The organism is Glycomyces albidus (assembly GCF_009451885.1).
Taxonomy (GTDB): domain Bacteria; phylum Actinomycetota; class Actinomycetes; order Mycobacteriales; family Micromonosporaceae; genus Glycomyces; species Glycomyces albidus.
Window position 1 is genome coordinate 297,221 of record NZ_WIAO01000001.1, and the last position, 14,161, is coordinate 311,381.

Annotated in this window: 14 protein-coding genes; 3 read left to right on the forward strand and 11 right to left on the reverse strand. The window is 72.2% G+C overall.

Going from position 1 to position 14,161, the window contains the following annotated elements; translation table 11 throughout:
- Positions 1 to 162 precede the first annotated feature (162 nt).
- The gene (locus GFD30_RS01390; RefSeq protein WP_153023412.1) at positions 163 to 573 is read left to right on the forward strand and encodes an Imm50 family immunity protein; all 411 of its coding nucleotides are present in this window, start codon (positions 163 to 165) and stop codon (positions 571 to 573) included.
- 160 nt (positions 574 to 733) lie between these two features.
- Here GFD30_RS01390 and GFD30_RS01395 read toward each other — a convergent pair whose 3' ends face one another.
- Complete coding sequence (locus GFD30_RS01395) at positions 734 to 1,405, reverse strand: hypothetical protein (RefSeq protein ID WP_153023413.1); 672 nt, start codon at positions 1,403 to 1,405, stop codon at positions 734 to 736.
- Positions 1,405 to 2,097, reverse strand: coding sequence for a hypothetical protein (locus GFD30_RS01400; RefSeq protein WP_153023414.1), 693 nt, complete (start codon positions 2,095 to 2,097; stop codon positions 1,405 to 1,407). The genes GFD30_RS01395 and GFD30_RS01400 overlap by 1 nt, the downstream gene beginning before the upstream one ends.
- Before the next feature lie 302 nt (positions 2,098 to 2,399).
- Here GFD30_RS01400 and GFD30_RS01405 point away from each other — a divergent pair, with 302 nt between their 5' ends.
- Together GFD30_RS01405 and GFD30_RS01410 are read left to right on the forward strand one after the other, a co-directional pair.
- Complete coding sequence (locus tag GFD30_RS01405) at positions 2,400 to 5,084, forward strand: AfsR/SARP family transcriptional regulator (RefSeq protein WP_153023415.1); 2,685 nt, start codon at positions 2,400 to 2,402, stop codon at positions 5,082 to 5,084.
- Between the two features lie 160 nt (positions 5,085 to 5,244).
- On the forward strand, positions 5,245 to 6,483 hold the full coding sequence (locus tag GFD30_RS01410; RefSeq protein WP_322632818.1) for an ArsB/NhaD family transporter: 1,239 nt from the start codon (positions 5,245 to 5,247) through the stop codon (positions 6,481 to 6,483).
- A 125-nt stretch (positions 6,484 to 6,608) separates the two neighbouring features.
- On the opposite strand, the gene GFD30_RS01415 is transcribed toward GFD30_RS01410, so the two are convergent.
- From GFD30_RS01415 to GFD30_RS01455, 9 genes are all read right to left on the reverse strand, one after another.
- Positions 6,609 to 7,028: a hypothetical protein gene (locus tag GFD30_RS01415; RefSeq protein ID WP_153023417.1), complete on the reverse strand. Its 420-nt coding sequence runs from the start codon at positions 7,026 to 7,028 to the stop codon at positions 6,609 to 6,611.
- 213 nt (positions 7,029 to 7,241) lie between these two features.
- Complete coding sequence (locus GFD30_RS01420; protein WP_153023504.1) at positions 7,242 to 8,009, reverse strand: AraC family transcriptional regulator; 768 nt, start codon at positions 8,007 to 8,009, stop codon at positions 7,242 to 7,244.
- Between the two features lie 119 nt (positions 8,010 to 8,128).
- Positions 8,129 to 8,938: an alpha/beta fold hydrolase gene (locus tag GFD30_RS01425; RefSeq protein ID WP_153023418.1), complete on the reverse strand. Its 810-nt coding sequence runs from the start codon at positions 8,936 to 8,938 to the stop codon at positions 8,129 to 8,131.
- Between the two features lie 345 nt (positions 8,939 to 9,283).
- The gene (locus tag GFD30_RS01430) at positions 9,284 to 10,417 is read right to left on the reverse strand and encodes a PrsW family intramembrane metalloprotease (RefSeq protein ID WP_153023419.1); all 1,134 of its coding nucleotides are present in this window, start codon (positions 10,415 to 10,417) and stop codon (positions 9,284 to 9,286) included.
- A complete protein-coding gene (locus GFD30_RS01435) occupies positions 10,414 to 10,989 on the reverse strand; it encodes a hypothetical protein (protein ID WP_153023420.1) in 576 nt (191 codons plus the stop codon). The genes GFD30_RS01430 and GFD30_RS01435 overlap by 4 nt, the downstream gene beginning before the upstream one ends.
- Before the next feature lie 199 nt (positions 10,990 to 11,188).
- Complete coding sequence (locus GFD30_RS01440; protein ID WP_194201810.1) at positions 11,189 to 11,815, reverse strand: DoxX family protein; 627 nt, start codon at positions 11,813 to 11,815, stop codon at positions 11,189 to 11,191.
- Positions 11,816 to 12,088: 273 nt separating this feature from the next.
- The gene (locus GFD30_RS01445) at positions 12,089 to 12,856 is read right to left on the reverse strand and encodes an ABC transporter permease (protein ID WP_153023422.1); all 768 of its coding nucleotides are present in this window, start codon (positions 12,854 to 12,856) and stop codon (positions 12,089 to 12,091) included.
- Positions 12,853 to 13,581 (reverse strand): ABC transporter ATP-binding protein, encoded by a 729-nt coding sequence (locus GFD30_RS01450; RefSeq protein WP_153023423.1) that lies wholly within the window; start codon positions 13,579 to 13,581, stop codon positions 12,853 to 12,855. The genes GFD30_RS01445 and GFD30_RS01450 overlap by 4 nt, the downstream gene beginning before the upstream one ends.
- A complete protein-coding gene (locus GFD30_RS01455; protein WP_153023424.1) occupies positions 13,574 to 14,128 on the reverse strand; it encodes a TetR/AcrR family transcriptional regulator in 555 nt (184 codons plus the stop codon). Before GFD30_RS01455 ends, GFD30_RS01450 begins: the two co-directional genes overlap by 8 nt.
- Positions 14,129 to 14,161 lie beyond the last annotated feature (33 nt).

Here is a 14,161-nt window from a genome sequence, read left to right on the forward strand (position 1 = left end):
GCGTCGATATCCGGGTGGCTCCTGGCGTTTCCTACCGCTAGGGTGCACCCATGCACGAGACGGAAGCCCCTCCCCCGGATCATCCACTCCGAACGGATCGTCGACGAACGCGCCCTGCCGTCCCGTCGATCGCAGGTGTCGAACTTCCGGAGTGCCGGCGGCATGAGCTGGACTGACCTCGTCCATGAGACCGAGGGACTTCTCGCCGCCTTCCAGGGTCGGCCGCCCAGCCTCGAAGCGGTGGCGATTCACCAGGTCAGTGTGAACGCGGATGGCTGGGAAGTCCGCGTCCGCTTCGACCTGCGCGAGTTCCCTGCGCAGCCTCCGGCGAAATGGGCCACGCGCTACGCGAACACTGTCCAGCTCGACCTCGGCCTCGGCAACCTCTCGCGCCTGGCCGTCACCGGTGTCCTTCGACCTGTCGGGCCTGGTCGGATCACGATCGGCGGTGATCGCGTCAACGGTATCGAGCTCGCCGTCGCGGCTGGCGACTTCCGCGTTGAGGCGTTCGGCGAGGTGGCCATGCTTCGCAGTCTCTCTGCGTACCTGCGCGGGGCCGGCTGCTTCGACTGACCCGAGTACCCCAGATGTGGAGTCAGGATGGCACCATCGCGCGGTACCCGGTTCCGCTGACTGGAGCACCGATGCGAACCGCGACCGCTGGTCGGCGCCCTCGCGGCCGCTTCTGGGGCGCGATGAGGGGCGGGCCCGGTCCGGTCCCGCCCCCGATCGCTCAGCCCCGCGGCTCCTCTGGTGCTGGAACCGTGATGCAGTTGTCCCTGGTGGCCACGTCACGGCCTCGGGCGCAGAATTGCAGGTCGGCCTCGAGTTCGGCGTCGTCCAGGATCTGGAAGGCCAAGGCGCCGATCATGGTCGCGCCGGCCGGGAGGTCGACGGTCCCCGCTGTGTCGGCGCTGACCCACATGTGGTCACGCCACTCGCCGTCGGCGACCTGCTCGATCTTGGTGATCGGTTTGGCGACGCAGGCGCCATAGGCGTCGACACTGCTAGGGGCGCAGGCACTGTCGACGGTAGGGAAGACCAGCTCGAAGTCGAAGTAGTTGAACCAGGCGCCGGCCACGCCGCGGTCGTCGGCCTCGCCGGTCACCGCCACGTAGATCACCAGGTAGTGGGCGCCCACTTCGGCGATCTCGCCGGCGAGTTCGGTCTGCCAGGCCGTGTCGACGGCCTTCAGCCGCAACCCGACCGGCACTACTCCCTGCTCGACGTACAGCAGTTCCTCACCGGGGAAGTCGGCGAACGCGGTAAAGGAGGGCCCGGACGTGCTCGGAGACGACTCCGGCTGCGAGGCCGATCCGGTGGAGTCGGTGTCGCCGCCGCCGGCGCATCCGGTGAGCGCCAGAAGAAGTCCGGCCGTGAGTACGGAGATCGAGCGTACCGGCATCAGGCTCGCTCCCCCGTCGGCTCGGGAACGGCGATGCAGGTCTCGTAGTCCATCAGGATCGATGCGCCGCCGCCGCAGAACTCGATCGGACCGGTCGCATCGGAGGTGTCGGCGACGGTGAAGGCCACGACCCCGGCCACGGTCTCCCCCGCGTCCAGCGGAATGCCGCCGAAGCCGCCCTCAGCCCAGTCGTACGAGCCCCAGTCCTGGTAGGGAACGTCCGCGAGGTACGTGGTCAAGGTGGCGTTGTCGTGGCAGATCGCCTCCATCGACTCGTCCCGGGCGCCGATCGCGTCGCGCTTGCAGTCGTCGCCCGACCCGAATCGCAGGCCCAGCGAGAAGGCGTTCAGGTAGGCCTCCTCCACGCCGCGGTCGGCGGCCTCGCCGGTGGCCACGACGTAGACCGCCAGGAAGTGGGTGCCCATCGAGGCGGGCCTGCCGGCCAGCTCGGTGAGCCAGGCCGTCTCGACCGCCTTGACGCGCAGGCGGTACGAGTCGCGGCCGTCGGTGTACACCATCTCCTCACCGGGGTAGTCCTCGTACGCCGAGTACGCGGGCTCGGACGGGCTCGTCGAGGCGTTCGCTTCGGAGGCCGTCGCGCCGGACGGGGTCTCGCCGCTGCCGCCTCCGGAGCAGCCGGCGAGCGCCAGGAGCAGGCTCAGGGCGAGTAGGGACGGGGAACGTAGGGACATGCGGTTTCCTCGATCTATGGGTTGGCTTCGCCGCCTCCGCCCGCCGTGCCGTCGGCGGTCCTGGCGGCTCCGCGGAGAAGTATCGGCGAACCCGGCTTCAGATCGGCTTCACCGTCGCCGGAGCCATCGCCCCGCGGGACTAAGATGGCGACGTGCCGGACCTTCATGGCAGCGAGAGCAGCGCGAACGCGCCCGCTGGATCGCCTGGCGGCGTTGCGCTCGGTGTGCTCGGGCCGCTGCGGATCGCCGCAGGCGGCACGGAGTTGGCGCTGACCTCACCCCGGTCGCGCATCTTCGTGGCAATGCTGGTGCTCAACGCCGGCAGGCAGGTGACGCTGTCGGCGTTCGCGGATGCCTTGTGGGGAACGGAGCTTCCGCAGAACCCCCGTCGCGCGGTCCAGCTGTGCGCGGTGCGGGTGCGGGCGCAGCTCGACCGGATCGGCGCCGGCGACATCGTGCTGACCTGTCCGGACGGGTACCGGCTCGACGTCCCCCCGGAGGCCACCGACATCGGAGGGCTCGCGAACCACCTGCGTGACGCCGACGCGGCCGCCGCCGGCGACGATGCCGAACGAGAGCTGGCCGCAGTGACGGCGGCCCTGGGACTGTGGCGGGGTGAGCCGCTGGCCGACGTCCCGTCCGAAGAGCTCCAGCGGGAGGTGGCACCGGGCCTGCGCGAGAAGCGCCTGCAACTCATCGAACGGCGCATCGCGATCCTGCTCCGCGGCGGCCGCGCCGCCGAGCTGGTGGACGAGCTGGTGGCCCTCACCGCACGCCATCCACTGCGCGAAGGGCTCTGCGGCCAGTTGATGCAGGCGCTGCACCACTGCGGACGACGCGCTGAGGCGCTGGACGTCTACCACCGGTTCCGCCGCCGGTTGAGCGACGAATTCGGCGTCGATCCAAGTGAGTCGATGCGCGAGCTGCACACCGCGATCCTGGCCGGTCGACAGGACGAGCGCGGCAGCGCCGAACCGCTGCGACTGCCGGTCCCGCGCCAGCTCCCGTCGAGTGTGCCGGCGTTCTCGGGCCGCAGACGCGAGCTCGCGGAGCTCGACGACCTGCTGGCGGTCGTGCATGGATCGTCGGAGCCGGTCGTCGGTGTGATCACCGGAACGGCCGGGGTCGGGAAGACCACGCTGGCGGTCCATTGGGCGCGTCGGGTCGCCGACGACTTCGTCGACGGCCAGCTGTTCGCCGATCTGCGCGGGTACCACCCGGGACAGGCGGTGTCGCCGGATCGGGTGCAGGCGCGGTTCCTGCGGACGCTGGGCGTGCGCGTCGAGGACATCCCCACCGAAGCCGACGAGCTGACCGCACTGTACCGGTCCACGATCGACGGCCGGCGACTGCTCATGGTGCTGGACAACGCGAACGGCGCCGACCAGGTGCGGCCGCTGCTGCCGGGCGGCCCAGGCTGCCTGACCCTGGTCACCAGCCGGGACGCGCTGCTGAGCCTGATCGCGACCGACGGGGCGTACCGGGTCGACCTCGACCTGTTCGACATGGTCGAGGCGCGGGAGCTGCTGGCACGGCGCCTGGGCACCGGACGGCTGGCCGTCGACCCGCAGGCGGCCGACGACATCATCGCCGCAAGCGCACGGCTTCCGCTCGCACTCGCGATCGCGGCCGCCCGTGCCGTGATCGACCGGGGCGCTCCGCTCAGCGCGCTCGCCGAGGAGCTGCGCGAAGGGCTCGACGCCTTCGACACCGCGTCGGAACTCACCGATGTGCGCGCGGTGTTCTCGTGGTCGTATCGCGCGTTGAGTCTTGACGCCGCCCGCATGCTGCGACTGCTCGGGCTGCACCCGGGACCGCATCTGACGGTGTCCGCCGCGGCGAGCCTCGGCGGACTCCCGGTGGCGGCGGCCGGGGAGCTGCTCGACGAGCTGGCACAGGCGAACCTCGTCATCGAACCGGTGCCGGGGCGATTCGCCCTGCACGACCTGATGCGCGAGTACGCCGTCGAGCTGGTGTCCGCCGACGAGTCCGGGGACGACCGCGACCGGGCCGTCCGCCGCCTCCTCGACCACTACCTGCACAACGGATACGCCGCCGTGGCCGTCATCGACCCGATGCTGACCGGTGACGTACCGGAGGAGGCGGTTCCCGACGTTCACCTGGAGGAGCTGGCGGACCATGACGCGGCCATGGCCTGGATCGCGGCCGAGCAGGACGTGCTTCTCTCCATCCTGGACTGGGCGGCCGACGCCGGGTTCGACCGGCAGGTCTGGCAGCTGGTGTGGGTCCTCGTCCCGTACTTCGGCCGCCAGGGCAATACGGCGCACCTCCTCCGCTGCATGGACGCAGCGCTGAAGGCCGGTGAACGGCTCGGCGAGCCACTGATGCAGGCGCGAGCGCACCGGGGGCTCGGCAACGTCTACTTCAGGGCCGCGCGCAACGACGACGCCGACCGGCACTTCGCGACCGCGCTGGCGCTCTATCGCGGCGGCGGCGACCTGGTCGGCGAGGCGCACGTCGAAATGGGGCTGTCGGCGTTCCGCGAACAGCAGGGACGACACCCTGAAGCACTCGAGCACGCACTGCGGGCGCTGGAGCTGCACCGGCGGCTGGGCGACCCCGGCTCCCACGCCAACGCCCTCAACTCGGTGGCCTGCTGCTACATCCAGGTGGGGCAGCATGAACCGGCCCTCGACTACGCCCGACGGGCGCTCGCGGCGTTCCGGGAGCTGAAGGCCCTCGACGCGGAGTCCGCGGCGCTGGACACGATCGGCGACGCCCACCAGCGGCTGGGGCAGTTCAGCGAGGCGATCGACAGGTACCGGGAGGCCATCCGAGTGGCGCAGCAGGCGGGCAACCGCTTCTACTCGGCTCGGTCGCTCGTCAACCTCGGCGACGCCCATCACGCGGTCGGCGACCGGACCGCTGCGCGCGACGCCTGGCGCCGGGCCGAGACCATCCTCGACGAGCTCCGGCACCCTGCCGCGGGACAGGTCCGGGACAAGCTCGCCCGCGCCGGCGTGTGAAGGCGGGCCCGCCCCTCACGCCCTCCCCGGGTCTCGGCCCGCACCAGGGGAAGAGCGGGCGGCGGCGAGCGGCCGGAGCACTCGTGCGTGTGATGCGGTCGCGGCCCGCCGCTCGTCTCATTTCGTGGGCCACCGACGCCGGGGTCCCTACCATTGGCCCGTGACCACGACCGCCACCGCGCCGACGCCCACCAGGCGCCGCCCCCGCCTCGACCGGCTCGATCTCGTCAGCCTCGGCATCCTCGCGGCCGGCCTCCTCTCCTGGGGCACCGGCGCGCTGCCGACGGCCGAAGCCGTCGCCAACCTGACCCGCGTCGCGCCGCTCGTGCTCTTCCTCGGCACCGTCATGGTCATGGTCGCGATCGTGCAGGCCTCGCAACTGTTCGACATCGCCGCCGTCGCCCTCGCCCGTCTCGGACGCGGCAGCCATGCCGCCCTGTTCGCCTGCTGCTTCGCCCTCGCCGCCGCGACCTCCATGCTCCTCAACCTCGACACCACCGTCGTCCTCCTCACCCCCGTCATGCTCGCCCTCGCGGCCGCCACCCGCGCGCCGGCGCTCGCGCTGGCGATGACCACCGTGTGGCTCGCCAACACCGCGAGCCTGCTGCTGCCGGTCTCGAACCTCACCAACCTGCTCGCCGCCGACCGGATCGGCCTCGGCCCGGTGCCGTTCGCTGCGCGCATGTGGGCGCCGCAACTGGCCGTCCTCGCCGTCACCGCCCTGTGCCTCTGGTGGTGCTTCTGGCGTCGCCGCCACCGCGAACGCGAGCGCTATGTCGTGCCGGGCGCACTGCCCGCCGTCGCCGACCGGCGGCTGCTGGCGACGTCGGCCGCGGTGTGCGCCGGGTTCGTGGCCGCCGTGGTCGCCGACGTGCCCATTCAGGTCGTCTCGACCGCCGCCGCCGGTCTCCTGCTCGTCCACTGTCTGCGCCGCCGCCGCGACCTGCTCTCCTGGGAGCTCATTCCGTGGCGGCTCATCACCCTCACCGCCGGACTGTTCCTCGTGGTGCCCGCGCTCATGCGCCACGGCGGTGCCGAAGCCGTCTCGGCGCTCATCGGCGCGGGGACGGGTGACGCGGCCGTGTTCCGGGCGGGCCTCACGGGTGCCGGTCTGTCGAACCTCGTCAACAACCTTCCCGCGTACACCGCGGTCGAGTCGGTCGTGCCCACCGGACGCGAAGACGTGCTCCTGGGGCTGCTCATCGGCACCAACGCGGGGCCGCTGATCCTGCCGTGGGCCTCGATGGCGACCCTCCTGTGGTTCGACCTGGTCGCCGGCCGCCGCTCGGACCCGGCGGCGCCCCGCCTCGACGTCCGCCTCGGCCGCTTCATCGCCACCGGCGCCCTCCTCGCGACGACCGCTACCCTGGCCGGACTGGCAGTGCTCGTCTGGGTCTGACGCCCGTCCCGGCGCCTCGCGTCCGGCGTCGCCGACTGCGAATCGGGGAAGTTCGTGAGGCCGCTTTGAGCATTCGTCGATCTTGGTAGGACACGGTGTCGTTCACGGCTCGATGTCACGACCGTTCAGCGGTCGCCCACGGCGGGGAGGAGCGATTGGAGTCGACGCCAGTCGCGTTTCGCGGTGTTCCACTTGGCGATCGGCGTCTTCGTCAGGGTTCCGTCGGCCCGCTGGGCGCAAACGGCGTTGCCCGCGATGACCCACCTGTCGCCCGCTTCGAGCCTGACGGGCGCCTCCCAGCCGTTGCGGCCCCGGTACATCACCCGGTCCTCCATGAGGCGCATCCAGGTGAACGGGAGCATGAGGGCGCCGAGAAGGACGCCGGCGAGGGACAGGGCTCCGACGAAGCCGAGCAGCGCGAGGCCCTCGAAGGTCAGGTCGGGCACGATGAGCATCATGACCAGCGCGACGAGCGCGAACAGTGCGCCGCAGACCGGCATCAGCCAGACCGAGAAGCGCAGCTTCAGCAGAGGGCTCTCGTTCACGGCCCCATCGTCGCCGATCGTTCGGGCCGCCGCCAACGATCTGTGACGGCGGCGACCGGTGGTCCTGCCCGGGCCCCTCCCCTCGGGAGCGGGCACACGGGGAGTCTGCCGGGAGGTCGAGCAGGACGCGCGGGTCATTCCCCTCGCGAGTCCGGCTCCGCGCTCACCGGAAGGCGAATACCCCGCCGTCACAGTCAAGCGAGGGGCATCCGCTCAGCCGGACGAGACCGGTGCCCGGGTCGGCCAGGCGACGTCGTCGATCGCGAGCCACGGGGCAGCGGCCACGACCGCGGGCGTGAGGCCGGTGAACGCCTTGACCTCGCGGTGGAGGTGCGACTGGTCGACGAAGCCGCCGGCGACGGCGGCCTCGGCGGCGGGGCGTCCGGCCGCGAGCAGGTGGGCGGCGTGGTCGAAGCGTACGAGTCGAGCGGCGCGTTTGGGCGTGATGCCGAGCTGGGAGCGGAAGCGGGACCACAGGCGCTTGCGGCTCCAGCCGACCTCGGTGGCCAGGCGCTCGACCCGGACCCGTCCTCGGCCGGTCAGGGTCCGGTTCCAGGCGTGGGCGACCTCCGGATCGACCGGTGGACGGGCGGCCGGCCGCGAGCGGAGGAGGTCCGCCGCGATCGTGAACCGTTCGCTCCACGAAGCGGCGGCGCGCAGCCTGTCCTCCGCCCGTTCGACGTCGCGGCCCCAGATCTCCTTCAGGGAGACCAGTGTCCCGTTGAGTTCGGATGCGGCGCTGAGCACTCCGGCCGCGGCGACCGGGTCGAGCCGGATCTGGAGGCACGAGCCGTGCCCTCGGCCGATCGCGCGAAGGTCGCCGGGGGCGAGTCCGGCGACGACACTGCCGCGTTCGCGCCGTCCGCGGACGTCATAGACGAGCTCGGATTCGTCGCTGAGATCGACGAGCACGGTGACGGAGGGGTGGGCGACCATGGCGATGTCCACTGTCGCGGGGGCGCGGTGGCGGAAGCCGGCCATGGTGATGCCCGGCAGTCTGAGCGACGGGTGCGGGACTGCGACGTCGACGTGCGCCCAGTCGAGGGTTCCGGTAGGCAGCACGTGACCAGTCTAGACGTCGGCGGGACAACCGTGCGGGTTCAGTGCTCCGCGGCCGTGAAGTCGAGCAGCAGCCTGGCGGTCCGCTCCGGTGCTTCGAGGAGCGGCAGGTGCCCGACGCCCGGCAGCGGCTCGATGCGCGCGGCCGGCACCGCCTCGTATCGGTGCGCCGACGCAGGGTCCCACCGAGGGTCGGCGGCGCCGAAGATCACCAGCACCGGGACGCCGAGGCCGGCGAGACGCTCGGGCACGCTCCGCTCGGTGATGTAGGCGCCGTTCTGGTGCAGCGACGCCCTGAACGCGCGATACGAGGTGCTTCTGACGGCGGCCACCAGGTCGTCGGGGAGATCCACTGGGCCGGCGGAGGTGGCTCTCAGTCCCTTGCGGATCATCGCGTCCGAGCGTCGCGACCAGAGGAGCGGACCGAGCGGCGGGGCCGGCAGCGCCCGGAGGATGAGCGGCTGCGGCAGCAGCGCATCGGGGCTCGGGCCGGTGCTGACCAGCGCGAGCGACCGCACCAGCTCGGGGCGTTGCTCGGCGAGGGCGGTGGCGATGTACCCGCCGCTGGAGTGCCCGGCCGCGATGACCGGGCCGAGGGCGAGGTCGTCGAGCATCGCCGCCACCCGCTTCGCTTGCGCGGGAACGTCGTACGAGCGCGCGGGCGGGGACTGGCCGCAGCCGGGGAGGTCGATCCGGATGACGCGGTGGCGCTCGGCCAACGCGGGGATCATCGGGTTCCAGAAGCCTCCTGAGGCGCCCGTTCCGTGGATGAGCAGCAGCGGCGGTGCCTGCGGCGGGCCAGCTTGGGCCACGAGCATCCCGTGCAGGTACTCGGATTCGTACTCGGTCATGCGGCGATGATGCACGGTAGGACGGCTGCCCGTCTTGGACGAATGTCGCCGTGCGGTTCTGCCGGAAGGCGGCGGGGTTGCTCCGGGGCAACGACACCGCGGCGGCCGGGGGCACGGGCGGCTTCGACTGCGAACGCTGATTCGCTTCCCGCCGGCCTTGACCGCGATCGCCGGCGGCGGGGCGCCGCGCAGTAGAGGTGCTCGGTACCGCATGTCGGCGTCGCCGCCGCATCTCTGGCGCACACGCCGCGGCCGGCGGCGGGAACCGTGCCTCAGGAGAGGACGCGGTACTCGCCGTCGGCCGCAGGGCCGTCCGAACGCGGAACCGTCCGCGGACCGGACCGGTCACGCCCATCTGATCGCGGCGCGCCGCTCGGCGATCGCCGCGCGGAGCTGCTCGGCCGCTCCGGGCGGTTCCATGTCGGGAACCCGGTTCTCGAGGAGGTCGAGCTGCGCGGTCTGGAGCCGCTTGACCGCCGAGCGCGCAGGCGACGGAATGCGACGCAAGGACCTGCGCCGCGCATGCCGCTGTGAAAGGACCTGCGCCTCGCCCGCTCGGAGCGCACCCGAGACGGTCTCTTCGGCGCAGACCTCCCTCCAGCGGGCGAGGAAGCGGCGACGGACGAGCACGAACGCGACCATGACGACGACGAGGTTCACGGCCGGCTTGAGCAGCGACTCCCACACCGTCCCGTCGAGGAACGGGCTGTCGAACTGGAAGTGCATGGCCATCGCGAGCGCCAAGCCTCCGAGCGCGACGAGGAGCCGCCGCGAGCGCGGTCGACCCGCGGCGCCGACGAAGTACCCGATGCCCGCCCCGGCGACGGCCGTCATCGCCCAGTGCGAGCCGTACCCGGTGCCGAGCACCCGTATGACCAGCACGTCGAAGGCCGAGCCCGCCGAACCCACGCCGCCGGTGGCGGCGACCTGGTTGAACCCGTAGACGAGATTCTCCGCGACCTGGAAGCCCAGGCCGACCAGCGCGCCGTACACCAGTCCGTCGGCGGCGCTGCGGACCAGTCGCGACGAGACGGCGGCCAGGAGGACGACGCCGAGGAGTTTCACCGTCTCCTCGTCGATCGGGGCGGTGAGGGCGGCACCCCAGCGGCCCGCGAACTGGAGGCCGGCCGCTTCGGAGAGCGTCGACTGGTTGAGGCTGTTGAGAATGAGGGCCAGGCCGGTGGCGGCGAGGGCGCCCCAGCCGACGGCCAGCCAGGACGCGGCGAGAGGCGGAGCCTGCACCGGGCGCAGGACGCGCCGGGCCAGCCACATGCCGACGGTCGAGGTGACGACGAGGAAGAGGAGGTTCACGGCCGTGACGGCGGGGAAGGCACCGGCGATCGCGCCGAAGTCCTTCCACAGTGTCCACGCTCCGAAGAGCAGGTAGGCGCTGAACACCCAGAAGCCGAGGGAGGCCGCGCGGACCGGCGGCCGTCGCACCGCCGTCACGGGTGTCGCGGCCAAGACTGCATTCGTCATAACACCTCCATGTTCGAGAGGAGCTCCACTGACTGGACGACCGCGAGTGCGGCATCGATATCGGTGTTCGAGGACTGGAGCGGGCCGAGGACGGTGCCCTCGACGGCTTCGAGGCCGTCGTCGGCGGTGACCACGAAGGCGGCTCCGGCCCGGTCGGCGACGTGGAGGCCGCTCCACTCGCCTTGGGCGGCGCCCTCGACCTGGAGCGGCTCGCGGTCGCCGAGGGCGATCCCGCCTTCCCGGGCCGTCGAGGCGCTGAGCAGGTGCTCGAAGCCCTGCCATGCGTCGTCGCCGGAGGCTTCGCGGCCGAAGCCGTGGTACGAGATGAGCAGCACCTGGTCGCCTTTGTCGAGCACGATCTGCTGCGCCAGGTCGCTTGCGGCGGTGTCGAGCGTCCATCCTTCGAGATCGGTCACCACGGCGCCCCCGACCTCGACGGCGTCGCCGGGAGGCACCGGCTCCCGGTTCGGCAGTGCCCGGTTGACTGCGACGGCGAGGACCACCCACGCCAGGGTGAACGCGACCGCCGCCGGCGGCACCCAGCGGCGGTGGCGTGCCCTGCTGGGACTCACATTCGTATTCGATGTGTCATTGCGCATGTGCTCAACGTATGAAGACCGGCTCGACGGAAGCTGGGAATCAGATCGGCGCCTCCGTGGAGTCGGGCCGGCGGCGACCCGCGGGTCGGGTCGACCCGGCTGCGGTGGTCAGGTTCTGCACTGGAACAAGTTCGGCGTCGGCCTGGTCGAGCAGGCGCTCTGCGGAACCGCCTTAGTCGGTGATCCAGCCGTACTCGACGGCCCACTCGCGGGTGATCGCGTCGGCGGCGGGCAGTGTGGCGATGGAGGCGGTGAACATGATGACGAGGACGGCGACCGGGAGCGCCCAGGCTCGCGGGCGGGTCTCCCAGGAGCGCATGCGGACCGCTGGTTCGGCGGCGGCCCGCTGCGGGAGTCGGGTCTCGGGGAATCGGCGGTCGGCGGGCCGCAGTGCCCAGGAGATCGCGCCGAAGATGGCGAACATGAGCGGCGGCAGCCAGGTCTTGGGGCCGTCGCCGAGGGTCAGATGGAAGATCACGGCGCCCGTCCAGAGGAAGCCCGTGCCCGCGTACGCCCATTCCTTCACGAGCGGCAGCCGCGGCGCCATGATCGCGATGGCGGCGGCCACCTGCGCGACACCCGAGATGTACGGGAAGTAGTGGGGGTAGCCGAGGTGCGCCGCCTGGACCTCGATCCAGTCGATCGTCGCCAGGGTCCACACCGATCCGGCGGCCAGCTCGCCGACGATGATCAAGGTCGCGGTCCAGAAAGCGATGGGGCGCAGCCGTTTCCAGGTGCCGCTCCCGGTCACCGGGTCAGCGGTTCGGCCTGCGGCCGGGGCGTTTGCGGTCGTGTGCACGGGTCCTCCTTGTTGACGGGCGTTCGGATTCGGTGTGTCGGGGCTGATGCAACAGCCCTTGCCGGTCGCGACCCTTTTGGGGGTCGACGGCCCGGTCACGCCCCCAAGACACCGGCGAGACCGTCGGACGTGACAGGCCGTGACCCAGGTCATCCACGTCGATGCGGTGAGCGGGGGCCGAGTACCGCACGGGTCCTGGTCGCCGCCGGCGGGCGTACGCCGAGCGGTGGCACCTGGAAGCCGGTCGTACGCCGCGGCGCAGCGCTTCGAGAATCAGCGGTCGAGCTGGAGCCGCCGCCACGAGGCGACGGTGAGGGCGGCGAAGGCGAGGGCGAACGCCGGTGTGAGCAGGAGTTGGGCGGCGGTGACCGCCTCGGGCCGCATCGCCCAGAGGGCGGGCGCGGCGATCGGCAGCCATGCGCCGCCTGCCGGGAATGCGACGACGGCGACCTGGGCGGCGACGATGAGGCCGATGGCCGCGGCGACGCCGGGCAGCGGTCCGCGGCCGAGCGTTGCGGCCCAGGCCGCCGGGGTCGCGACCAGGCCGGACAGGACGGTGAGGGCGAAGAGCCGCATCAGTGACGCCGCGGCATGCGCGTCAGGGGCGCCGAGCCCGGCGGCGAGGCCGGCCGCGGTCACGAGCCCGGTGAGCGCCGACGCCACGGCGACCGTCCACACCAGATGGACGATGAGTTTGGCGGCCACGATCGCCGGGCGGGAGACCGGGATCGCGGTGAGGCCGTTGACGGTGCCGTCGGTGAACTCGCGGCCGAAGCTCCATCCGAGCGTGACGCCGAACGCGAGCACCGCGCCGGCGCCCACGACCTGCGTGGCGACGACGACGAGGAGATCCCAGCCGGCGGCCGCGGCGAAGACGCCGAGCTTGGCGGTGACCTGCTCGTTCCCCGACCGCACCGCCGCGGCCAGGACCGCGGCGAGGACGGCCGTGCCCGCCGCCAGGGCCGCGCCGCCGACGCGCAGCACGAGTGCGGCCGCGGCCTTGCGGGCCTCGACTTCAAGGACCGCTGCCATGCCGGTCATGACGTAGTCCGCTGGACGTCGTCGTCGAGGACGAGGGCGAAGAAGGTCCGCTCGAGGTCGGTGCCGCCGGGGTCGAGGGCGCCGATGATGCGGCCGCGGTTCATCACGGAGATCCGGTCGGCGATGCGCGCGACCTCGTCGAGGTGGTGGCTGGAGACCAGCACGCCCGCACCGGCCCCGGCGAGGCGGCGAACGGCCTCGCGCAGGGCGATCACGCCGACGGGGTCGAGTCCGTCGGTGGGCTCGTCGAGGATCGCCAGGTCGGGTCCCGCGAGCAGCGCGGCGGCGAGGCCGAGCCGCTGCCGGTTGCCTTTCGACAGCTTCGCGGCCTTGACCGGCCCGTAGCGGGCGAGTCCCCAGTCCTCGAGCACCGCTTGAGCCAGCGCGGCGGTGTCCGCTGACGGGATGCCGCGCAGGCGGGCGGCGATGGCGAGGTTCCCGGCGGCGTCGATGTCGGGGTACGCGAACGGGCGGTCGATGAGGTGCCCGACCCGGGCCCAGGCGGCGGTCGGCAGCCGCTCGAGCGGTGCGCCGCCGATCCGGATCATGCCGGCATCGAGCCGGACCATGCCCAGGGCGGCCCGCATCAGGGTGGTCTTGCCGGCCCCGTTGAGGCCGATGAGGGCGTGGACTTCGCCGGCGGCGACGTCGAGGGAGGCGCCGAGGACGCCGGCTTCGGCGCCGTAGGCGCGCACGGCACCGGTGATCGCAAGGCGCTCAACCATTGCCGTGCTCCAGGGTGTCGAGTGCGGTGGCGATCGCCGCGGTCAGGCTCGTGCGTTCGTCCTCGGCCCAGGCGTAGAGCGCCGCGGTCACGGCCGCGAGCACTGCGGCGGCGGCGACGCGGGCGGCGAGCGGTTCGGCGCCGTCGGCACTCAGCCGGTCGCTGATGGCTTTGGCGGTCGTCTCGTTCTGTACTGCTGCGGCCCCGCGGAGCTCGGGTGTCGCCGCGACGATGCGGACGCGGCGGCGGGCGGTCTCAAGGTCCGCTTCGGACAGTGCCGCGAGCGCCGCCCGGAGGCCGCGGGCGGCCCGGGCCACCGGTGCTTCGGCTGCGGGCCGGGCCCCGACGGCTTCGGCGATGGCCGGGTCGAAGGGGTCGGTCAGGACCGCCTGCTCCTTGCTGCCGAAGTGGCGGAAGAAGGTCATCTCGGTGACGCCGGCGGCGTTCGCGATCTGCGCGACGCTGGTGGCCGCGAAGCCTTGGGCCTCGAACAGGTCGAGCGCGCATTCGCTCAGGCGCTCGCGGGTCCGGAGGCGTTTCGCACTCATCCCAGAATGTTAGTCCCTAACATTCTGGGGTGT